General features: G+C 69.8%; 17 protein-coding genes. 4 read left to right on the top strand and 13 right to left on the bottom strand.

The annotated features are described in order from the left end of the window. Positions 1 to 30: 30 nt before the first annotated feature. From WI697_RS14105 to WI697_RS14095, 3 genes are read right to left on the bottom strand one after another with little or no spacing between them, the layout of a single operon-like run. Positions 31 to 1080 (bottom strand): flagellar motor protein MotB, encoded by a 1050-nt coding sequence (locus tag WI697_RS14105; RefSeq protein WP_345958894.1) that lies wholly within the window; start codon positions 1078 to 1080, stop codon positions 31 to 33. A 3-nt stretch (positions 1081 to 1083) separates the two neighbouring features. Continuing rightward, positions 1084 to 1944: a flagellar motor stator protein MotA gene (gene motA, locus WI697_RS14100; RefSeq protein ID WP_345958893.1), complete on the bottom strand. Its 861-nt coding sequence runs from the start codon at positions 1942 to 1944 to the stop codon at positions 1084 to 1086. Between the two features lie 48 nt (positions 1945 to 1992). Then, a complete protein-coding gene (locus tag WI697_RS14095) occupies positions 1993 to 2427 on the bottom strand; it encodes a nucleoside deaminase (protein WP_062765699.1) in 435 nt (144 codons plus the stop codon). 135 nt (positions 2428 to 2562) lie between these two features. Between WI697_RS14095 and WI697_RS14090 the strand changes: the two genes are divergently transcribed. The 4 genes from WI697_RS14090 to WI697_RS14075 all read left to right on the top strand — a co-directional run bounded on the left by WI697_RS14090 (position 2563) and on the right by WI697_RS14075 (position 7764). Next, the gene (locus WI697_RS14090) at positions 2563 to 3300 is read left to right on the top strand and encodes a gamma-glutamyl-gamma-aminobutyrate hydrolase family protein (protein WP_062765696.1); all 738 of its coding nucleotides are present in this window, start codon (positions 2563 to 2565) and stop codon (positions 3298 to 3300) included. Then, positions 3297 to 6125 (top strand): pseudouridine synthase, encoded by a 2829-nt coding sequence (locus WI697_RS14085; protein ID WP_345958892.1) that lies wholly within the window; start codon positions 3297 to 3299, stop codon positions 6123 to 6125. The genes WI697_RS14090 and WI697_RS14085 overlap by 4 nt, the downstream gene beginning before the upstream one ends. 6 nt (positions 6126 to 6131) lie before the next feature. After that, complete coding sequence (locus tag WI697_RS14080; protein ID WP_345958891.1) at positions 6132 to 6773, top strand: RsmD family RNA methyltransferase; 642 nt, start codon at positions 6132 to 6134, stop codon at positions 6771 to 6773. Between the two features lie 100 nt (positions 6774 to 6873). Continuing rightward, a complete protein-coding gene (locus tag WI697_RS14075) occupies positions 6874 to 7764 on the top strand; it encodes a DUF4349 domain-containing protein (RefSeq protein WP_062762999.1) in 891 nt (296 codons plus the stop codon). Between the two features lie 39 nt (positions 7765 to 7803). On the opposite strand, the gene WI697_RS14070 is transcribed toward WI697_RS14075, so the two are convergent. The 10 genes from WI697_RS14070 to ileS form a co-directional block, all read right to left on the bottom strand. Further along, complete coding sequence (locus WI697_RS14070) at positions 7804 to 9021, bottom strand: PLP-dependent transferase (RefSeq protein ID WP_345958890.1); 1218 nt, start codon at positions 9019 to 9021, stop codon at positions 7804 to 7806. Beyond that, on the bottom strand, positions 9018 to 10619 hold the full coding sequence (locus WI697_RS14065) for a B12-binding domain/radical SAM domain-containing protein (protein ID WP_345958889.1): 1602 nt from the start codon (positions 10617 to 10619) through the stop codon (positions 9018 to 9020). The genes WI697_RS14070 and WI697_RS14065 overlap by 4 nt, the downstream gene beginning before the upstream one ends. Before the next feature lie 286 nt (positions 10620 to 10905). Beyond that, a complete protein-coding gene (locus tag WI697_RS14060; protein WP_345958888.1) occupies positions 10906 to 12057 on the bottom strand; it encodes an esterase-like activity of phytase family protein in 1152 nt (383 codons plus the stop codon). Between the two features lie 32 nt (positions 12058 to 12089). Continuing rightward, a complete protein-coding gene (gene mutL / locus WI697_RS14055) occupies positions 12090 to 14018 on the bottom strand; it encodes a DNA mismatch repair endonuclease MutL (RefSeq protein WP_345958887.1) in 1929 nt (642 codons plus the stop codon). 14 nt (positions 14019 to 14032) lie between these two features. Continuing rightward, positions 14033 to 15316: a glucose-6-phosphate isomerase gene (locus WI697_RS14050; protein WP_345958886.1), complete on the bottom strand. Its 1284-nt coding sequence runs from the start codon at positions 15314 to 15316 to the stop codon at positions 14033 to 14035. A gap of 29 nt (positions 15317 to 15345) precedes the next feature. Further along, the gene (locus WI697_RS14045; protein WP_345958885.1) at positions 15346 to 16770 is read right to left on the bottom strand and encodes a M16 family metallopeptidase; all 1425 of its coding nucleotides are present in this window, start codon (positions 16768 to 16770) and stop codon (positions 15346 to 15348) included. Positions 16771 to 16799: 29 nt separating this feature from the next. Next, positions 16800 to 18326 carry a M16 family metallopeptidase gene (locus tag WI697_RS14040; protein WP_345958884.1) on the bottom strand — a complete coding sequence of 509 codons (1527 nt, stop codon included), beginning with the start codon at positions 18324 to 18326 and terminating at the stop codon, positions 16800 to 16802. 116 nt (positions 18327 to 18442) lie between these two features. Further along, positions 18443 to 18997, bottom strand: a complete 555-nt coding sequence (locus tag WI697_RS14035; RefSeq protein ID WP_062762985.1) for a DUF3035 domain-containing protein — start codon at positions 18995 to 18997, stop codon at positions 18443 to 18445. An 89-nt stretch (positions 18998 to 19086) separates the two neighbouring features. After that, positions 19087 to 19623, bottom strand: coding sequence for a signal peptidase II (gene lspA / locus WI697_RS14030; protein ID WP_082828382.1), 537 nt, complete (start codon positions 19621 to 19623; stop codon positions 19087 to 19089). Beyond that, positions 19616 to 22432, bottom strand: a complete 2817-nt coding sequence (ileS, locus tag WI697_RS14025; RefSeq protein ID WP_345958883.1) for an isoleucine--tRNA ligase — start codon at positions 22430 to 22432, stop codon at positions 19616 to 19618. The genes lspA and ileS overlap by 8 nt, the downstream gene beginning before the upstream one ends. Between the last annotated feature and the right edge of the window lie 91 nt (positions 22433 to 22523).

Below are 22523 nucleotides of genomic sequence, written 5' to 3'. Positions count from 1 at the left end.
GACGCAAGACGACGAAGAAGAACAGGACGACTACGAAGAAACCGGGACGGCCCGCCGCAGCACCACGGTGATCCGGTTGTTGCGCGGGTCTGCCCGCTGATCGGGCACCAGCATGGTCGACTGACCACGTCCCGACACCTCTTCGACGCGCGCCACCGGCACACCGGCATCGGTCAGCACCTTCTGGGCCGCGATCGCCCGCTCGGCGGTCAATGCCCAGGCATCGGGCCGGGTGCCGGGCTCGCCGCCCAGATAGGCGCGCACGGCGATCTGGTTGGGCGAGGCCCGGACCGTGGTCGCCGCCAGCGCCAGCAGGCGCCGCGCCGCCGGATAGGGTTCGGCGCCGTCGGAGGGGAAGACCGGCTCGTCTTCCCGATCCATGATGTTAATCTCCAGCCCGTCATCGGTCACGCGCAGGGTGAGGTTGCCCGAGAGTTCGCGGGTGGAGGGGTCGGAGGAAATCGCCTTGAGCAGCCGGTCGGCGGTATCCTCGAACGACCGGCGCTCGGCCGCGCCACGGGCGGCGATGTCCCGCTCCCTGGCCCGGTCGCGGGCCTCGACCATGCGCTGGGCGGCATCCTGCACCGCCTGTTCGAAGGTCTGCATGGTCTTGGGCGCCTCGAGCCGCTCTCCCGAGAGCACCCGGCGCATGGCCTCGGCCGGGTCGTTCACCGGCAGTTCTTCCGGCGGCGCCTCGTCGGCCGGATTGGCGGCCGGGCGCTTGGCCATATCGGGCTGCAGATCCATCGGCGAGGGCGGCGGGGTCAGGTCGGATCGTTCGAAGGACGGCATGCTGACGCCGCCCTGGCCGACATTGATGTCGGGCGTGCCCGCCATCATCGGCATGGTATGCGAGGCCCCGGCATCGCGGAACACGGTCCAGGTCGGCGTGAAATAGTCGGCGATGCCCTTGAGCTTCTTTTCGTCGAGCGCGTTCAGCAGCCAGAGCAGCAGGAAGAAGGCCATCATCGCGGTCACGAAGTCGGCATAGGCCACCTTCCAGGCACCGCCGTGATGGCCGCCGCCCTTGCCCTTTTTGACCTTCTTGATGATCGTTGCGTGGCCGCCGTCCTCCGCCATCGATCAGCTTCCCTTGGCCTTGTTGATCGCAGCCTCCGCCTCGGCGAAGGTCGGCTGCATGCTGGAGGGAATGTTGGCGCGGCCGACCTCGATCGCCACCTGCAGCGCATTCTTCGACAGCGTCGAGACGAAGACGTCGCGGATCAGCTTGTAGAACCGGGCATCGGCCTCGTTGATCTGCTTGATGCGCCCGGCCAGCGGGCCGATGACGCCATAGCCCAGAAAGATGCCGAGGAAGGTGCCCACAAGCGCCGCCGCGATCAGCCCGCCCAGCACCGCCGGCGGCTTGTCGATCGAGGACATGGTCTTCACCACGCCCAGCACCGCGGCGACGATACCATAGGCCGGCAGACCGTCGGCGATGCCCTGCAGGGCGTGGGAGGGCTCCATGTGTTCCTCTTCGACCTTCTCGAGCAGATTTTCGAGATAGGCCTCCACCTGATGCGGATCTTCATGGCGCATGCTCATGTTACGGAGCGTGTCGCAGATCATGTTGATCGCGAGATGGTCGTTCAGGATTTTCGGATACTTCTTGAACAGCGCACTGTTCTTCGGATCCTCAAAGTCGTTGAACTTGGTTCCTTCACGCTGACGCTTGTAGAGGGCCATGTACATCAGGCCGATCAGGTCGATGTAGTCCTGCTTCTTCCACTTGGCGCCCTTGAATGCCTTGCCGACACCGCCCAGGGTGTGCTTGATCACCTCGCCGCTGTTGCCGGTGACGAAGGCACCGAGCGCGATGCCGCCGATGATCATGCCCTCGATCGGCAGGGCCTCCAGAATCACCTCGATATGACCGCCGGCGATGATGAAACCGCCGAAGACCAGTCCGAAGGTGAGGATGATGCCGATAATCGGACCCATGGGGCGTAGGCTCCTGCTGCAACGCGGTAGGCTCTGGCTGGACAGAGACTATCTCAGGCTTTTGAAGAAAACCTTAAGCAAGTCGGCTGCCGCGGTTTCACCGATGCCGGCGAAGATGTCGGGCCGGTGATGGCAGGTCGGATGGGCGAAGACGCGGGCGCCGTGGTCCACACCGCCGCCCTTGGGATCGGCTGCCCCATAATATAGGCGGCGGATCCGGGCGAAGGAGATCGCCTGGGCGCACATGGCGCAAGGCTCCAGCGTCACCCAGAGATCGAGCCCGGTCAGGCGCGGGCTGCCGATCAGGGATGCGGCCTGGCGGATCGCCAGAATTTCGGCATGGGCGGTGGGATCGTGGTCGGCTTCAGTGCGGTTGCCGGCCGCGGCCAGGATGACCCGCCGGACCGGATCGACCACCACCGCGCCCACCGGAACCTCCCCCCGTGCCGCCGCGGCGCGTGCCTGTTCAAGCGCCGCCTCCATGGGACGAAGCGGCTGGGACGGGTACGGAACGGGCATCGGGACGTGGTTCGACATGGCAGCCAAGCGAAGCCTGCATGGGGTTTCACGTCAAGCGGCCCTTGCATCCTGACGCGGGAAGCCCCATGAATTGCGCCCATGGGTACATCCGCTTCCGCATACCGCCCGCTCGTCGGCGTCACCCTCGACGTCGAACAGCCCGGCGGCTATTCGAGGTTCCCGTGGTACGCGCTCCGTGTGAATTACATGGATGCGATCGTCACCGCGGGCGGCCTGCCGGTGGCGTTGCCCCATGAACCGGAGCTGGCGGCCGAACTGGTCGGCCGGCTGGACGCGCTGGTGGTGACCGGCGGTGCGTTCGATGTGGATCCGGCCCTGTTCGGGGCCGGGATGCGGCATGCCACGGTCACGACCAAGGACCGGCGCACGGCTTTCGAGCTGGGCGTGGTTCGCGCCGCGCTGGACCGGGATATGCCGGTGCTGGGCATCTGCGGGGGCGAGCAATTGCTCAACGTCGCGCTCGGCGGTACCCTGGTGCAGCACATCCCCGACGCCTTTCCCGAGGCGCTGGCCCACGAGCAGCCGAACCCGCGCAACGAGCCGGGGCACGAGGTCCTGATCGACCCCGATACCCTGCTCCGGCGTCTGGTCGGCACGGCCCGGATGACCGTGAACAGCGCCCATCATCAGGCGGTGGACCGGATTGCGCCCGGCGCGGTGCGCAATGCCGCGGCCCCCGACGGGGTGATCGAGGGGCTGGAACATCCCGGCTTCCGCTTCTGTCTGGGGGTGCAGTGGCACCCCGAATTCCTGATCGATGCCGGCGATCGCCTGATTTTTGACGGCCTTGTCGCCGCCGCCCTGGAGACCAGATGACCCGCAGCCTTCCGACCGAGCCGGACCGCGCGCGTGAGCGCGTCGCCCGGGCCATCGCCCGTGCGGGCCTGTGTTCCCGCCGCGACGCCGAGCGTCTGATCCTCGACGGCCGGGTGGCGGTCAATGGCCGCCGCATCGACAGCCCCGCGCTCGACGTGACGCCCGCCGACCGGGTGACCGTCGACGGCCGGCCCCTGCCGGCGCGCGAGCCGGTGCGGCTGTTCCTCTATCACAAGCCGCGCGGGCTGATCACGACCAACCATGATCCCGAAGGCCGGGAAACCGTCTTCGACCGCCTGCCGGCAGATCTTCCCCGCGTGGTGAGCGTGGGGCGCCTCGACTACAACTCTGAAGGGCTCCTGCTCCTCACCAACGACGGCGAACTCGCCCGTCGTCTCGAGAGCCCCGAAACCGCCTGGCGCCGCCGTTATCGGGTGCGTGTCTACGGCACGCCCGACGCCGATGCGATCGGACGGCTGGCCCAGGGTATGACCGTCGAAGGTGTCCGTTACGGCCCGATCGAAGTGGAGATCGAGCACGAGGGCACGAATGCGTGGCTTTCGGTGGTGTTGACCGAAGGCAAGAATCGCGAAATCAGACGGGTCCTCGAAAGCCTCGGACACCCGGTCAGCCGGCTGATCCGTGTTGCCTATGGACCGTTCCAGATCGGCCGCATGCACCCTGGAGAGGTGCGCGAGGTGACCGCCCGCATGCTGAAAGACCAGCTGGGCTCACTCGCCGAAGGCCTTCATCTGCCCGAGACCGGGCGTGACGCCCCGCTCCGGCGCCAGGCCGCCAAGACCGGCGCGCCTGCACCAGAAATGATCGACAAGATGACCGACGAGACCAAGAAGGTCGAGAAGACCGGGCCTGCCGCGGACGAGACCGCCGCCGCCGCCCCTGCCGCCGCCCAGGCCACGCGCCCCGCGGCCGATGAGATTCCGGACGCCCGCTTCATCGAGGACGAGGACCTTGAGGGCGAGGACGATTTCGACGGTGAGGAAGAGTTCGAGGACGACGCGTTCGAAGAGGAACTCGACGAGATCGAGGTCGAGACGCTTGAGGATCTCGAAGCCCTGATCGCCCGGGCCGAAGAGCTGACCGAAGGCGACGACGAGGTCGAAGACTTCGAGGACGACGGCGATTTCGACGATGAGGACGAGGACGGCGACGACGAGGACGGGGACGACGAAGACGACGACGAGCTGCTGACGCTCGCGCGCCCTGTCGATGCCCCCCAGGCCCCGTCGTCGCGCGCCATCCAGGACAAGCGCCGTCAGCGCGAGTTCCACAACACCGATCGCCCGACCCGCGGCCTGCATGTCGCCGGCGACCGGCGTGACGATCGTCGCGACGACCGCCGTGACGATCGCCGCGAAGGCTGGAGCCCGCTGAACGACGAGCAGGACGAAGAGGTCGATGCCGCCATCGCCGAGCAGCGCGCCCGCGAGGCCGGCCGTGGCGACCGCCGCGGCTTCGGCGGCGGCCGGCGCGAATTCGGCGACCGCGACGACCGTGGCGGTGATCGTGGCGGCTTCCGTGGCCGTGACGACCGCGGTGGCGATCGCGGCGGCTTCGGCGGCGGCGAGCGGCGCTTCGGCGGCGGCGAGCGCCGTTTCGGCGGCAATCGCGACGACCGTGGCGGTGATCGTGGCGGCTTCCGTGGCCGTGACGATCGCGGCGGCTTCGGCGGCGGCGAGCGGCGCTTCGGCGGCAACCGCGACGACCGGGGTGGTGATCGCGGCGGTTTCCGCGGCGGTGAAGGCCGCGGCGGCGATCGCGGCGGCTTCGGCGGCGGCGAGCGCCGTTTCGGCGGCAATCGCGACGACCGGGGTGGTGATCGGGGCGGCTTCCGTGGTCGTGACGACCGCGGCGGCGATCGTGGTGGCTTCGGCGGCAATCGCGACGACCGTGGCGGTGATCGCGGCGGCTTCCGTGGCCGTGACGACCGCGGCGGAGATCGTGGTGGCTTCGGCGGCGGCGAGCGGCGCTTCGGCGGCAATCGCGACGACCGCGGTGGCTTCGGTGGCGGCGAGCGGCGTTTCGGCGGCAATCGCGACGACCGCGGTGGTGATCGCGGCGGTTTCCGCGGCGGTGAAGGCCGTGGTGGCGACCGCGGCGGCTTCGGTGGCGGCGAGCGGCGCTTCGGCGGCAATCGCGACGACCGTGGTGGCGATCGCGGCGGCTTCCGCGGCGGTGAAGGCCGTGGTGGCGATCGCGGCGGCTTCGGTGGCGGCGAGCGGCGCTTCGGCGGCAATCGCGACGACCGCGGTGGTGATCGCGGCGGTTTCCGCGGCGGTGAAGGCCGTGGTGGCGACCGCGGCGGCTTCGGTGGTGGCGAGCGGCGCTTCGGCGGCAACCGCGACGACCGGGGTGGTGATCGCGGTGGTTTCCGCGGCGGTGAAGGCCGTGGCGGCGATCGCGGCGGCTTCGGCGGCAATCGCGACGACCGGGGTGGTGATCGCGGCGGCTTCCGTGGCGGTGAAGGCCGTGGTGGCGATCGCGGTGGCTTCGGTGGTGGCGAGCGCCGTTTCGGCGGCAATCGCGACGACCGCGGCGGTGATCGCGGCGGTTTCCGTGGCGGTGAAGGCCGTGGCGGCGATCGCGGCGGCTTCGGTGGCGGCGAGCGGCGCTTCGGCGGCAATCGCGACGATCGTGGCGGCCGCGGCGGTGACCGCGGCGGCTTCGGCGGTGGCGAGCGTCGCTTCGGCGGCAATCGTGACGACCGTGGCGGCGATCGTGGCGGTCGCAGCTTCGGCGGCGACCGGCCCTTCGGCGCGCCCCGCGGGCGTCGTCCCGAGGGCGAGAGCGGCGGCGAGGACTGATCGGCCATGCCGCGGATCGTCGGCGGCCGCCATCGCGGCCGCACGCTTCAGGCTCCCGAAGGTCGGGCGGTCATCCGCCCGACCTCCGAGCGTGCCCGCGAAGCCCTGTTCGACATCCTCGGCCATCGCGACCTGAGAGGGGATGGCGAGGCGGCGGTCCGTGACCGCCACGTCGCCGATCTCTGCTGCGGCATCGGCGCGCTGGGGCTGGAAGCCCTGTCGCGCGGTGCCGCCTCGGCCGTGTTCATCGACCGCGACCGCGCCTCCGTCGCCATCGCCCGGGCCAATGCCGCGAAGCTCGGCGAGGAGCGCAACTGCCGCTTCGCCGCAGCCGATCTCGGCCGCCCCGAGACCGTGGCGGCGGCGCTGCGCAGCGACCGGCCCTTCGATCTGGTCCTGCTCGACCCGCCCTACGACGCCCCCGCAGTGGCCGAGGCCATCCTCGCCGGGCTCGTCCGTTCAGGCCGGCTCGCCAGCCCGGCGCTCGTCACCGTGGAACTGGCCCGCGGCACCGACATCGTGCTGCCCGAGGCCCTTCGTCTTCTCGACCGGCGCCGCTATGGCAAGGCCGACCTCCTGATCCTGGGGCACGAGGTCGGGGACGAGAACGAAGATCAGGATGCCGGCGACCTCGGTACCGCTGACTGACCGCCCCAGAAAAGTCCCTCGCCTGACGGTGCCGCATCATGAAGAGTGGACGGGCCGGCCCTGGCCGGTACCCCCCGCCCCCTCTTCCCGGATGCTGCCGATGATCCGTGCCCTTGCCGTCGCCCTTCTGCTTGCCCTGCCCCTTGCTGCCTGTAACGAAGACGGCAGCAGCACCGGCAGCGATGACAGCACCCGGACCGGCATGGGCCGCATGGTCGCCACGGCACCGATGTCGACCGAGATCCAGTCGGCAGGCGCCGCGCCGGAGCCGATGGCGGTTGGCCAGATGGCGGGCCCTCCCATGGCGGAGGGTCTTCAGCCGGACGCCGCCGGCTTTCTGGCCTATACCCATGACCGCAACCTGGTGACCGAGGCCCCGGACAGCCGCGTCGCCGCGCTGGAAAAGCTCTGCCGCGAGATGGCCGGCTGCAGCGTGCTGACGGTGCGTGTCGACGGCAGCAGATCCGGCTATTTCGAGGCCCGCCTGCCCAAGCCGGGCGTCACCCGGCTGGACGACTATCTCTCGAGCATCGCCGAAAACGGCGAGATCGACCGCCAGACCAGCGCCGAAGACCTGTCGGATCAGATGGTCGACGTGAAGCAGCGCATCGCCCTGCTGACCACCCATCGCGACCGGCTGCAGGCGCTCTATCAGCGCAGCGACGCCCGGCTGGAAGACCTGATCACCATCAGCCGCGAACTGGCCGACACCCAGACCAGGCTCGAGCGCGCCCAGGGGGAGTTCGGCCGCCTGGAAAGCCGGATCGACCGCGACATCTATCGCGCCCAGCTGCGGGCGCCGGTGACGGAGCCGGGCCTTCTCGCCCCCTTCGGCAATCTGGGCGAAGAGCTGCTCTTCACGCTGGTCTTCACGCTTCGCGATGCGCTGGAGGTGCTGGTCTGGATCATCGGCATGCTGCCTGCCCTGATCCCGCTGGTCCTGCTGCTGACCCTGGCCGTGCGCGCCATCCGCCGCCGCCGGAAGGGTTGACGCCACCGGAAGGGGTGAGGCCGCCGGAAGCGGGGCCGGTCAGGCGCCGGCCCGGCCCGCCCGGCAGATCGCACCGCAAAGATCCTCGACCAGGTCTTCGGCATCCTCCAGCCCCGCATAGAGCCGGAGGCCGGCGCCCCGGGCCGGTGGCCGCGATACCGTCCGCCCCTCGCCGGCGGTGAAGGGCGAGACCAGCGAGACCGCGCCACCCCAGCCGTAACCCGGCCGGAACAGGGTCAGCCCCCGGCCGATGGCCGCGGCGTCGGCCGGCCCGCCCCCGTCGACCACCAGCGAGAACAGCGTGCCGGCACCGGTGAAGTCGCGCGCCCAGACATCATGGCCGGGATGGTCGGGCATGGCCGGATGCAGCAGGCGGAGACCGGGCACCTTCAATGCCGCCACCGCCGCCAGCAGACGGCGGGTGGTACGGTCCTGGGCGGCCAGGCGCACGGCCAGCGTCTGCATGGCCACCGCCGCCTTCTGGGTGGCATCGGCCGAGACGGCCATGCCCTGCAGGGCGGTCTCTTCCAGCACATCCTCGTAGAGCGCCCGGTCCCCGGTCGAGATCGCGCCCAGCGACACGCCGGCCACCCCGGCATGCAGCTTGGCCAGGGACTGCAGCACCAGATCGGCCCCGTGATCGGCCGGCCGGTAATGCAGACCGGCGCTCCAGGTGTCGTCGACCAGCAGGCGGGCGCCGGCCGCATGGGTGGCTTCGGCGACGGCGGCCAGATCCTCGACCTCGAAGGTGAAGGCCCCCGGCGTTTCGACGCAGACCAGCCGGGTGTCGGGGCCGAGCACGTCGCGGATACCGGCGCCGATCCCCGGCGGGAAGTAGTCGATACCGATACCCGCCGCAGCCGCCCGCCGGTCCAGATGCCAGCGCAGCGAATAGGTGACGGCATCCGTGACCGCCACCCGCTCCCCCGGTTTCACCGACGCCCAGAGCGCCGCGATGAAGGCCGAAAGCCCGGCCGGCGCGATCACCGCATGGGCCAGACCATTGGCCGCCGCCACCATCCGCGCCAGCGCCCCTGACGAGGGCGTGCCGACCGCGCCGTAATAGAAGCCGGCGAAGGGATCATGCCCCTGCCGCGCCAGGCTCTCCCGGTCGACCGGCGCCATGGCATCCAGGTCGCGGAACAGCACCGTGGTCGCCTCGGTCACCGGCGGCACCGGCGTTTCCACGGGTCCCAGCGGAAAGCGCGCGCCCTGCGCCAGCGTCGTCGCCGGGCGGGTCGGTCGCTGCCCGCTCACGAGGCCAGCCTGCCGCCGAGGGGCCGGCCGCGCACGGCATCGGCGGCGGCGACGACCTCTGCTACCTCTGCCAGACGCGGCGCCCCCACCTGCGGCAGCGGATAGCGCAGCGACGCCTCGCCGAAATTGTGGAACAGGTCCAGATAGGGGCCTTCCGGCGTCCCCCAGTCGACATAGTCGTAACCGGCCCCGCCATCCTCGCCACACAGCGGATGCTGGACCGCCCAGTTCAGGCTGATCGGGTCGGGCGCACCATGGCTCAGACGGAAACGGTCGAGCGTGTCGAGCAGGGCCAGGCGGCTTTCATGGCGCTCGCCCAGGCCGAACAGCACGGCACAGCCGCAATCGATGCCGGCCTCTCCCAGCACGTCGAAGGCGCGGTGCATGCGATCGGTCCACGAGGCCCGCTTGCGGCCGACATCCTTGCTCATGCCCCCGATCTCCTCTGGCGACAGGGTCTCGACCCCGATGAACACATAGGATAGGCCGGCACGGGCCAGGCGCGCCACCTCGGCGGGCCGGGTCAGGATCTGGTCGATGGTCAGCTGCCCGCCGAAGCGGATGTCGAGCGGCTGGCGGTCCATCAGGTCGCAGAACCGGTCGATCAGCCGGGTGGCACCGCCCAGCAGCACCGAATCCTCGCAGAACGCGCTGGCCCGGCGGCCCGGCCAGTCCTCGGCAATCGTCCGGCAGGCGGCGGCGAGCTGCCCGTGCAGCCGGTCGGCGCTGTTGGCAAGGTCGCGCACCCCGCCGGTGGCCGACACCCGCTCCGAACAGAAATTGCAGTCATAGACGCAGCCGCGGCCGATATCGCTGAAGACATGTGCGGTCATGCGCCCGCCGAACACGCCGAAACTGGCCGAGACCCCAAAGGTCCGGGCGGGGCTGGGCAGGGCCATCTGGTTCATCGCCACCCCCCGCGAGACCAGATAGCCGGGGCGGCCGCGATCATCCAGGCCGAGGATCCAGTCACCCGGGGTGGCCGGATCGATCTCGTGGAACAGCGCCGCCGGATGGAGGCCCCGGCGGACCGCCGCCTCCACCGCCCGCCCCAGAGCGGCGATCAGATATTCGCCATCGCCCATCGCCACGGCATCGAACACCGCCGGCAGCCGGCCGGCATGGATCAGCTCCAGCGGTGCACCGGCATGCCGCCTGAGCGTGGCCGCCCGCCGGTCGCTGCGGTCGGGCAGCCAGACCGTCTCGCTGGCATGGCGCCCGCCGAGGACGACCGCCACCCGATCCCCCAGAATCTCCCGGGCCTCCCGCGCGCAGGCCACGGCGCCCGGCAGACAGAGCGACATGGCCCCGATCAGCAGCAGGTTCGGGCGCTGCCGCTCGATCAATGCCCGGAAGGCGGGCATGTCGTCCATGGAATACATCAGCAGGGTCGAGGCCCTGGCGGCGGCACGGGCCGCGCGAGGATCGGCCGCCGCCCAGTTGGAGGCGCCCCAGGCGCCACAGCCGGCCGCGGCTTCGGCCGCGGCGACCCGGCAGGCATTGTAGAGGCTCGCCGCGTCGCGGCTGTTCAGCGCACGATCATCCTTCGCACCCGCCACCCAGTCGGGGGCGGAGACGGCAACGGCCCTGAGTGTCATGGTCCATGTCCCGGTTCGGTGAACGGCGGCGCTGCCCGCACACCGGCACAGGATCGCAGCCGCGGATTTTTCCGCATCCTGCAACCTGCATTCCCCCCTCACCCGGCCGGATGGGGCCGGTGGATCATGATGGGTAGAGCCAGCGCGAAGACATGCAACCTATGGACAAAAGATCTAGCAGCGCACGCGCATCGGTCAAGATGTTTGCCATTACAAAACGCCATGGTTGCAATCTAAGACGGCGTTTACTTCATCCAATCTATCAACCACAGGTAAGTGAACGATCTCATTGCGCCGGCCGGCGCGCCCTGATCTCGTCGAAGGACGGCAGGGCGATCCAGGCAATGATGGTCGACTGAAACAGCTGATTGAAATTGTCGTCCGTGACCAGGACCAGGGTCTTCCGGCCATCCGGCAGGTCGGGCCCGAAGGCCATGCCCTCCCAGTTGTCGGCCCGCAGGCCGGCCGCCAGGAGGTCGCCAAGCAAGGTCTTCCGGGCAGCCCGGCCATGCCACCCGGCGAGCGACCACAGGTCCCTGACATCATCGGCTTCCGCAGGATCGACATGATAAAGCCGGATGCGAACACCCGCGTCCCGCCTGAAGGCACGCTCAAGGACGAGATAGCTGCCGTCCTCGAGCCACAGCATCGAAACGGCGCCTGTGGCCCCGGTCCCCCCCCGCAGGTCGTCCCGAGGAGGGTCCGGAAAGAAATCCAGACGGTAGACGTGCTGACCGAGCACGTCGCCGGTCTCGCGGTTCATCACGGTGACCCTGACGGGTGGCCCCTCACCCGGTGCGCCGGCCGCACCGTCTTGAGCGAGGCTGTCCTCATTCATGAAAATGATCCGCCGGCCATCAACATCCACGTCCAGGGCCTCAAAACCCCTGTTGGGGCGAACACCCGCGCCAGGGGCGCCCGGACGATCGGGCACGAAGACGGCAGGAAGGGGAAATGCACGACGGAGCACGCCGTCGGGCGTGCTCTCGAAGATACCCGGCATGGATTTTCGCCAGGTATCGCCTTCCGACGCCCAGATAAACAGGCCGGAACGCCGGTCAACACGAAGAGCTTCACCATCGATGATGGCGGGCCGTGCCACATCGGGAGCCGTGGCGGTCGCCAGAAATCGCCAGCGCCGATCGCCCACAGAAAAGCGATGTCGAGCCAGATCGAAGATCAGTTCGGCTTCCAGCGCTCGCGCTGGCCCATACTTCTCCTTACGATCATCGACGATAAACACGAAACGCTCGCGGCCTTCGGGGGACATCGCATCTACTGCAGCCACCTCGGACAGCCCCCCCGCAGGGATGCGCAGCGGTCCGTCGTCTGCCCGCAAAACCCGATCGTCCAGAAACTGGAGCCCCCCAACTGCACGCGGATCGGCAACCGCGGGGATTGCACATCCCCCCAGGCCCGGAAGCAGGGCGATCAGCACAAGCCAGTTTCGAGCGGGAATACGTCTCTTCTTCATCGGCGCCCGAACAGCCGTTCGATCGCGGCGCGGTCCAGCGATACCCAGGTCGGCCGGCCATGATTGCACTGGCCGGAATGTGGCGTGATCTCCATCTCGCGCAGCAGGGCGTTCATCTCAGGGACCGTCAGCCGGCGGCCGGCACGCACGCTGCCATGGCAGGCCATGGTGGCACAGACCGCTTCCAGCCGGTCCGCCAGCGCCAGGGCCTCGTCATATTCGGCGATCTCGTCGCCGAGGTCGCGGACCAGCCCCTGCGCATCCACCCGGCCCAGCAGGGCCGGCACGCCACGAACCAGCACCGCCCCGGGCCCGAAGGCCTCGATCTCCAGCCCCAGCCGCCCCAGCTCGGCCGCCCGCCGGAGCAGGCCGTCGGCCACCGCCTCGTCCAGCTCCACCACTTCGGGTAGCAGCAGCCCCTGCGAGGGCACGCCGGCCTCGGCCATATGCCGCTTCATCCGCTCGTACACCAGGCGTTCATGGGCGGCATGCTGGTCGACCACGACCAGGCCGTCGCGGGTTTCGGCCAGGATATAGGTGTCGTGCAGCTGCGCCAGAGCCGCCCCCAGGGGATGGGCGCGGGTCGCCTCGTCGGCGACGTGATCTGCAGGGGCCGCCCCGCGGGCAGCGGGTGGTGCGGGCGCGGCGACACCCCGATCGGCAAGCTCATGCGGCAGCACTGCCTCGTTGACCGGGGGCGCCCAGAATGCCGTCGCCCGTGCGGCGGCCTGCGGGTCGGGACGGTCCGGCAGAACGCCGGCCGCCGCGGCCCGCGCCGCCGACCAGAGCGAATCCTGCCCCGCCCCGGCAGCACCCGGCACCGGCCGGGGTGCCGTGGCCGGCAGAACCGCCTGATTGACGGTACCGAGCGGCCCCACCCCACCCAGGGGCCCCACCCCACCCAGGGCCGTCGCCGCGCGGTGGCCGGCCTCGGCCAGGGCGTGGCGCAGCGCCCCGATGATCAGGCCGCGGACGAGCTGCGGGTCGCGGAACCGCACCTCGGCCTTGGCGGGATGGACATTCACATCCACCAGCCGGGCCGGCACGGTCAGGAACAGGGCGACCATCGGATGCCGGTCGCGGGCCAGGAAATCCTGATAGGCGGCCCGCACCACCCCCTGCATCAGCCGGTCGCGCACCGGCCGGCCGTTGACGAACAGATACTGGTGCTGCGCCGTGCCGCGGTTCAGCGTCGGCAGGCCGGCATGGCCCTCCAGGCGCAGCAGGTCGCGCTCGGCCTCGATCTCCAGCGCATTGGCGGCAAAATCCCGCCCCATGATCCGGCCGAGCCGGGCGAGGCGCGCCTCGGCACCGCTTCCCGTCTCGGGCCGGAAGGCGAAGATCCGGCGCTCGCCATCGGCCAGCGAAAAGCCGATCTCGGGATAGGCCATGGCCAGGCGGCGAAGCGCATCGGCCACCGCCTGGGTCTCGGTGCGTTCCGCCTTCAGGAATTTGAGCCGGGCCGGCGTGGCGTAGAACAGGTCGCGGACCTCGACCCGGGTGCCTGGGGGGCCCGATGCCGGCTTCACCGGCGCCCTTATGCCGCCCTCGACCGCAATTTCAAGCGCCGTATCCGCCCCGCGCCGACGGCTGGTGATGCGCAGCCGCGCCACCGCGCCGATCGAGGGCAGGGCCTCGCCCCGGAAACCCAGCGTGTCGATCTCGACCAGATCGTCATCGGCGAGCTTCGAGGTCGCATGGCGCTCGATGGCGAGTTCCAGATCATCGGCGTCCATGCCGATACCGTCATCGGTGACGGCGATCAGGCTGCGCCCGCCCGCCCCCAGCACCACATCGACCTGCCGGGCACCGGCATCGATCGCATTCTCGACCAGTTCCTTCACCGCCGCCGCCGGCCGCTCCACCACCTCACCGGCGGCGATGCGGTTGACCAGGGTTTCGGGCAGGCGGCGGATCCGGGACATCGGGCGACGATACCTCAGCCGGCGGCGGCCAGATATTCGCGGGTCAGGACCTTGCCCTTCTCAACCGCAGGCTGATCGAAGGGATCCACCGCCAGCAGATCGGCCAGAAGGATGGTTTCGATCATCGCCGTCATCATCAGCGCGCCGATCGTCCGCCCGTCGACCGCATCCAGCTTCATCCGGATGGTCGGGCGGCCCTCGGCGATCAGGCTCTCGGCCGTGGCCCGGGCCTCGGCCGCGATCAGATCGCCCAGGCTGCGGCCGGCGAGATAGGGAACGCCATAGCGCGTCGCCGCCTCGGGCGTGATCCGCCAGGCCGGCTGCTGCTCCGCCGGCGGCTCGATCACCGTCACCAGCTTGTCGCGCGGACCATCGAGATAGAGCTGCAGCTGGCTGTGCTGGTCGGTCGCCCCGCGGGCAAAGACCGGCGCCAGACCGATGCCCTGCTTGCCGAGGCTTTCCCCCACCAGCTGCCGCCACCACTCGCCGAAACGGGCCAGCCGGTCGACATAGCCGAACTGCACCGCCTGCGAGATGCCCTTGTGCTGCATCAGCGCCGCCGTCGCCGCAGCCCCCATCGCCGCCGGGATCCCGGCCGGGTCACCCCCGGCAAAGGCCTGGTCGAGAACCGCCGCGGCGCCCTCGCGGATCGCCACCGCATCCACGCCGCCCAGCATGGCCGGCAGCAGGCCGACCAGAGACAGCACCGAGAACCGGCCGCCGACATTCGGGTCGTGATCGAAGGTCTCGACGCCGTAGTCGTCGGCGATCCGGCGCAGCGGCGAGTTGCCGGGCTCCGCCACCACGACCAGCCGTGCCGCGGTCGCATCACGACCGAGGGATGCCTCCATGCGGTCCAGGACCAGAAGCAGCTGCGCCACCGTCTCGACTGTCCCGCCGGATTTCGACACGGCCAGCACCCGCGTCCCGGCCCAGTCCAGGCCATCCACCAGCCGGCGGAAGCTCACCGGATCGACATTGTCGGGGGTGTGAATGCGCGGGCCGCGATCCTCGGGATCGCGCAGCTCCAGCAGCGCCTGCGCGCCCAGGCTGGAGCCGCCGATGCCCAGCACCAGAACATCCGACGCCTCGTCGCGCCAGCGCAGCACCAGCGGCTCCAGCGCCGCCAGATCGTCGCGGGCGGCCGGCAGGCGCAGCAGGGGCAGGGTTCCGTCGGCCTGCCAGCCTTGCAGACGTGCCAGCGCCGACCGGGTCTGGTCGAGCAGCGCCCCGCATTCCGCCCCGGTATCGGCGAGGCATCCGGTGAAATCGATCGAGAACGGCAGAGTCTTGGCCATGATGCTGATGCTTTGTCCTTGTTGGGACGTCACTGGATGCTGTTGGGCGCGGTGCTTCGGGCACCGTTTTCCGAAATCCGGGCGGCGGCGGGGGCAGCGGATCCGGCCCCGTCTGCCGGCTGCCCGACCATCACCACCGACAGCTTGTCGATATCGAGCAGCCGCTTCGCGACCCGTTTGACGTCGTCGGCCGTCACCGCCTCGATCAGGCTGCTCCGGTCGTCGAGATAGCCGGGCGGCAGGTGGTGGATCTGCATCGTGACCAGCAGCCCGGCCACGGCACCGCTGCCATCGAGCGACAGCGGGAAGGATCCGGTGAGGTATTTCTTGGCGCCGGCGAGTTCGGCCTCGGTCGGCCCCTCTTCGGCGAAGCGGGCGATCTGCTCGCGGATGACCTGAACCGTCTCCCGCGCCCGGTCGTTGCGGGTGGCGGCATAGCCATAGAGCAGGCCGGCCCGGTCGAGCGGGTAGAGCGTGGTGCCGACACTATAGGCAAGCCCGCGCGTCTCGCGGACTTCCCGGAACAGCCGCGCCGTGAACGTGCCGCCGCCCAGGATGTGGTTCATCACGAAGGCCGGAAACCAGTCGGGATCGCTGCGCAGAATGCCCGGCAGGGCGAAGGTGATGATGGTCTGCGGGATCGGCCGGTCGACCACCGTCTCACCGAAGAAGCGGGGGGCGACCGGATCGGTCTTCGGCCGGCCATCGCCGGCGGGCAGGCCGGCAAAGGCCAGATCCACCACCCGCCCGGCGGCCTCGGGCGTGATGTCGCCCACCACCCCCAGGGTCAGCCGGTTGCGGGTGAACTGGCGCGAGACATAGGCCGCCAGATCCTCGCGGGTCAGCGCGGCCACGGTCTCGGGCGTGCCGTCGGTGTCACGGCCGTAGGCATCGTTCGGAAACAGCCCGGCGAGCAGGCTGCGCGAGGCGATCGCCTGCGGGTTTTCGGCCGAGCGTGCCAGCGAGACCAGCAGCTGCCTGCGGTCGCGCTCGATATCGTCGGCATCGAACCGCGGCGCGCTGAGGGCCAGCCCGACCAGCTTCGCGGCCGCCTCCGCTTCGGTCGCAAGGCTGCGGAAGCTGCCCGAAAAAGCATCGCGATCGACACCGGTCGAGAATTCCACCGCACGTGCGGCCAGCGCGTCCTGGAAGGCCGGACCATCCATGTCGCCCGCCCCTTCGACCAGAAGGCCCGAGGCGAGCGTCGCGGCGCCGGCCTTGGCCGCCGGTTCGATCCGGGTGCCACCCGCAAAGGCGAAATCGACGGTGACCACCGGAAGCTCCGACACCTGTACCAGCCAGAAGGGGATACCCTGCGGGCTGGTGAGCGTGCGGATGTCGAGCGCGCGTGCCGCCGGCACCGGCCCGATCACCACCAGCAGCACCAGCGCGGTCAGGATGGTGCCGATCATACGCAGGCCGAGGCGCCGGACCTCGTGACCAATCGGCGACATGTGACGACGGAAAGACGACAGGGCGGTGATCAATGGACGGTCCCCTCGCTGGAGGGCGGGGTCACGGCCGTGGCCGCAACGGCGGGTGCGGGATCGTCGACACCCAGCCCTTCGGGCAGCAGCACGCCGGTCGCCGTGCCCTGATCGGGCCCCATCACCGCCCGCAGGGCTTCCATGCCCTGATCGCCGGTGATCGCGGCCACACGCTGCGGCCAGGTCTCGATCCGCTCCAGCGTCTCGCCGGTGGCAAGGGCCGCCCCCACCATATTGGCGGTGGACGACACGCTGTCGCGGGCATAGACGGCATCGGCCAGCATCCGGGTGCGGGCACGTTCCAGCACGTCGGGGGCGACGCCCTGTTTCAGGATGTCGGCCAGCGCGCGGCCGACCGCCGCTTCAAGTCTGGTGATCGAGACACCCGGCGCCGGGGCTGCATAGACCATCAGCTGGCCTTCGTCGCGCGCACCGGCGTAATAGGCCCCGGCCTGGACGGCGACGCCTTCATCCACCACCAGCCGGCGGTAGAGCGGCGAGGTCGAGCTGCCGCCCATGGCGAAGGTCATCAGATCCAGCGCCTCTTCGCGGTCGCGGCCGAACACCTCTGCCCGCGGCACCAGCCACGAGCGGCGCCACGAGGGCGAGGCCACGCCGGCGGCGTCCTGCACCAGCCGGCGGTCGCCCACCAGCGGCGCCGGCGCCGGACGCACGCGCTTCGCCTCGTCGAAGCCGGCGGTATCCGGGATCCGGCCATAGGTCTCGGCGGCCAGGCGGAACACGTCTGCAGCCCGAACGTCGCCTGCGACCACGACGATGGCGGCGGAGGGGTGGTAATGCGCCTTGTAGAAGGCCACCGCATCCTCGCGGTCGAGCGTCTTCAGCTCGTCCGGCCAGCCGATCACCGGCCGGCCATAGGGGTGGCCGGCATAGACCATGGCCCGATAGGCCTCGCCGAACCGGGTCTGGGGATCGTTGTCGGTGCGGCTGCGACGCTCTTCGATCACCACCTGCAGTTCGGTTCTGGTGTCTTCGGGCCGAAGCCTCAGCCCGGTCATCCGGTCGGCTTCAAGCCGCATGACCAGATCGAGCCGATCGGCCGCGATGTTCTGGTAATAGGCGGTGTAGTCGTAAGAGGTGAAGGCGTTGTCGCGGCCGCCATTCTCGGCGATCAGCCGGGAGAATTCATCGCCCGAGGTCTGCTCGGTGCCCTTGAACATCAGATGTTCCAGGAAATGGGCGATGCCCGAGCGGCGGGCCGGCTCGTCCGCCGCACCCACCCGGTACCAGACCATATGCGAGACCACCGGCATCCGATGGTCTTCGACCACCACGACGGTGAGCCCGTTCTCCAGCACCCGGCTCTTCGCGCCGAGCAGGGGCGTCGCCGCCTCGGCGGCGGCGGTGGCGGTCGCCGCGGCGATGGAGGGCGGCGTTGCAGCCGGGGCCGGCGTGACGGGCAGCAGCACCGGGACGGCCAGCAGGGCCGACGTCACCAGCAGCGAGGCGACCAGCCGCCCGGGGCGCGATCGGCGCCGGACGGGTGATGGGGACGCAGACAAGCGTCGTCTCCTCTTTGGTTGACCGGCCGCGCGGGGCGCATGCGGCCGCATCACAGGATGGGCCTCGACGGCGGCCGGTGCAACCCCGCCCGGATGACGACAGCGGCTCGTGTCGCTCAGAAGATGCCTTCAAGCAGGCCGCGGCGCTTGCGCTCGATGATCGGCGTCTCGCCGGTGTCGATCGGCCGGCCGACCGCCTGATTGGTCTGCAGGCGGCGCTGCTCGGCACCGGCATCGATCACGGTGCCCGGCTGCTCGCGCTCCTGCCAGAACAGCAGATCGTCGACGAAGCTCTCGCTCGCCTCGGCCAGCTGGGTGTTTTCCTGCGCGATGGTCGCGCGGATCGACGGATCCGCCCGGTCACCACCGGTCCGGGCCAGCACCGCCTGGTCGAGCGGATCGATGCCGTTGGCCACCGGTGCCGCAGCCGGCGCCGTGCCGGTCAGCGCCTGACGCGCCGCCTGTGCGGGCGTCGCTTCCTGCGGGCGCGGCGCACCGGGCTCCGGCGGGCGCAGATCGTAATTCGGCGGCAGAACGAGCGGTGCGCGCGGCACGACGGCAAATTCGTCGGGCGCCCGCTTGTTGAGGCCCAGGGTCTCGCGCGCCGAATCACAGGCGGCCAGGCCGACGCTCAGAATGGCGATCACCGACAACGCGGTCAGGCGGCTCATGCGGTCTGCTCCCTCATCCCGTCCAAGGGCCCGAGGCCCGGGGACAGCGTCCATGATAGGCGACAGGAGGCGGATCTTCGCCCCCCTGGTCAGGTCTTTTCCGGGCCGGCCGGATCGCGGCCGAACAGGCCGTCCACCAGCAGCAGGATCACGCCCAGCGTGATGCCGGCATCGGCGATGTTGAAGGCGGGCCAGTGCCAGCCGGCATAGTGGACATCCAGGAAGTCCACCACCGCACCGATCCGGACCCGGTCGAGCGCATTGCCGATGGCGCCGCCGGCCACGAAACCCAGCCCCAGCGCCGTCAGCGGCCGCTCGCCCTTCCAGGCCCAGCGGCCCAGGAGAACGGCCACCACCGTCGCCATCACCGCCAGCCCCCAGCGGGCAAGCTCGCCATGCTGCGCCAACATACCGAAACTGACCCCGCGATTGAACACGAGTGTCAGGTTGAAGAAGAAGGTGACGACGACGCCGTCACCCGGCATGTCGAAGGCGGCGAGCGCCAGCTGCTTGGTGATCTGGTCGGCCACGAACACCAGCAGGAAGCCCACGACCAGCATGCGCCGGCTGCGGGCCCTCGCCGCCTGGTGCCAGGCCGCCTCGGCCACCGGTCCCCGTTCAGCCATGGGCGACGGCATCCGCACAGCGGTCGCACAGCTCCGGATGATCGGCATGGGTGCCGACCTCGGGCAGGACCTTCCAGCACCGGGCGCATTTCTCGCCATCCGCCCGGCCGACCACCACGGCCACGCCCGGCACGTCGTCCAGCCGGAAGGCATCGGCCGGGGCATCGCCGCCGGTGAGCGTGGCGTCAGAGGTGATCGACAGCTCGGCCGGATCCAGCCCGTCGAAAACATGGGCATGTTCCGGCGCCAGCCAGACGGTCGGATGCGCCTCCAGGCTCGCCCGGATGCGCTTCTCGCGGCGCTCCACCTCGATCGCGCCGGTGATCACCCGGCGGATCTGACGGACCCGCCGCCAGCGATCGGCCAGCGTGTCGTTGCGCCAGGCGTCGTCGGTGTCGGGGAAGACCCGCCGATGCACGCTCTCGCCCTCGGGCACCTGGCCCTCGGGGAAGCGGGCGAGCCAGGCTTCCTCGGCCGTGAACACCAGGATCGGCGCCGACCAGACGGTCAGACGATCGAACAGCAGGTCCATCACGGTGCGGGTCGCCCGGCGGCGGATGCTGTCGGGCGCGTCGCAATAGAGCACGTCCTTGCGGACGTCGAAATAGAAGGCCGACAGGTCCACAGCGCAGAAATTATGCAGCAGCGTCGCCATGGTGTGGAAGTCATAGGCCGCGATCGCCTTGCGGATCTGGCCGTCCAGCTCCCACAGACGGTGCAGGATGAAGCGCTCCAGCTCGGGCATCTCGGCCAGGGGCAGGCGCTCGGCCTCGGTGAAGCCGTCGAGCGCGCCCAGCAGATAGCGGAAGGTGTTGCGCAGCCGGCGATAGGCATCGGCCTGCGAGGACAGGATCTCCTTGGAGATGCGCACATCCTGCGAATAGTCGGCCGACACCACCCAGAGCCTGAGGATGTCGGCGCCGTACTGTTCGATCACCTGCTGGGGGGCGATGACGTTGCCGACCGATTTCGACATCTTGCGGCCTTCGCCGTCGAGCACGAAACCATGGGTCAGCACCGCCTCGTAAGGCGCCGTGCCGCGGGTGCCGCAGGATTCGAGCAGCGACGACTGGAACCAGCCGCGATGCTGGTCCGAACCTTCGAGATAGAGCGAGGCCGGCCACTTCAGATCGTTGCGGCCTTCCAGCGTGAAGGAATGGGTCGATCCGCTGTCGAACCAGACATCCAGGATGTCGGTGACCTGCTCGTAATCCTCGGGGTTGCGGCCCTTGCCGAGGAACTCGGCCGGATCGCGGGTGTACCAGGCCTCGGCGCCCTCTTCGGCCACGGCCACCGCCACCCGGTCGATGACCTCGGGGTCGCGCAGCGGTTCACCGGTCTTCCGGTCCACGAACACGGTGATCGGCACGCCCCAGGCGCGCTGACGCGAGACCAGCCAGTCGGGGCGGGTTTCCACCATCGAGCGGATGCGGTTGCGCCCGGTCTCGGGCACCCAGCGCACCTGATCGATGGCGGCCAGCGCCTTCTCGCGAAGCCGGGCATGCTCCATCGAGATGAACCACTGGCGGGTGGCGCGGAAGATGACCGGCGCCTTGGACCGCCAGGAATGCGGATAGCTGTGACGCAGCCTGCCGCGGGCAAGCAGCGCACCCGCCCCGGTCAGCTCGTCGCACATCCGATCGTCGACCTTGAAGACATGGTCGCCGGCAAAGATCGGCACCTGATCGGTATAGGTGCCGTCCTCGGCCACCGTGTCCGGCACCTCCAGCCCGAAGGCGCGGCCCAGAAGGAAGTCTTCCTCGCCATGGCCGGGGGCGGTGTGGACAAGGCCGGTGCCCTGCTCGGTGGTGACATGGTCGCCCGGCAGCAGCGGCACCTCGAAATCGTAGCCGCGGCCGTGGAAAGGATGGGCGCAGACGGCGCCTTCGAAGGCGCTGCCCTTGAAGGTGGCGACGACCTCGTGGCCGGTGATGCCGGCCTCGGCCAGCACCTGGGCGGCCAGCGCCTCGGCCAGCACCAGCACCTCGCCCATGCGGGCGAGCGAGCCGTCGGCCGTGCCGGTCACGCGGATCGCGACATAGTCGAGATCCGGGCCATAGGCGACCGCGCGGTTGCCGGGGATGGTCCAGGGGGTGGTGGTCCAGATCAGGACCGCGGCCCCGTCCAGCGCCGGATGGGTGGCCTTCACCACCGGGAAGCGCACGGTGATCGTGGTCGAGGTCTTGTCGTGATATTCGATCTCGGCCTCGGCCAGCGCGGTCTTTTCGACCGGCGACCACATCACGGCCTGGGGGCCGCGATAGAGCTGACCGGAGGTGAGGAACTTGCCCAGCTCCCGCACGATCTGCGCCTCGGCGCTGTAGGTCATCGTGAGATAGGGCCGTTCCCAGTCGCCGAGGACGCCCAGGCGCTTGAACTCTTCGCGCTGCACGTCGATCCAGTGGCTCGCGAATTCACGGCATTCGCGGCGGAACTCGACCAGCGGCACCTCGTCCTTGTTCCGGCCCTTCTCGCGATAGCGCTTCTCGATCTCCCATTCGATCGGCAGACCGTGGCAATCCCAGCCGGGGACGTAGGGCGCATCGCGGCCCTGCATCTGCTGGCAGCGGCTGATCACGTCCTTCAGGATCTTGTTCAGCGCATGGCCGATATGGAGATGGCCGTTCGCATAGGGCGGCCCGTCATGGAGCACGAAGCGCTCGCGGTCCCGGCCGTCTTCGCGCAGGCGTGCATAAAGGTCCTGGCCGGACCAGCGGTCGAGCAGACCGGGTTCGTTGGCCGGCAGGTTGCCGCGCATGGGGAAACGGGTCTGGGGCAGGAAAACCGAGGCTTTGTAGTCCACGCTCATCGAGGTCCGGCCCTTCCGGGCTTCAGGTTGGTGACGGGGAGACACCGGCCGGCGGAATGCACGGCCGATGGCATAAGGGCAGGCACGCCCG

Source organism: Tistrella mobilis (assembly GCF_039634785.1).
GTDB lineage: Bacteria > Pseudomonadota > Alphaproteobacteria > Tistrellales > Tistrellaceae > Tistrella > Tistrella mobilis.
The sequence above is the reverse complement of the archived record's forward strand: the minus strand, read 5'-3'. Positions and strand labels throughout refer to the sequence as shown.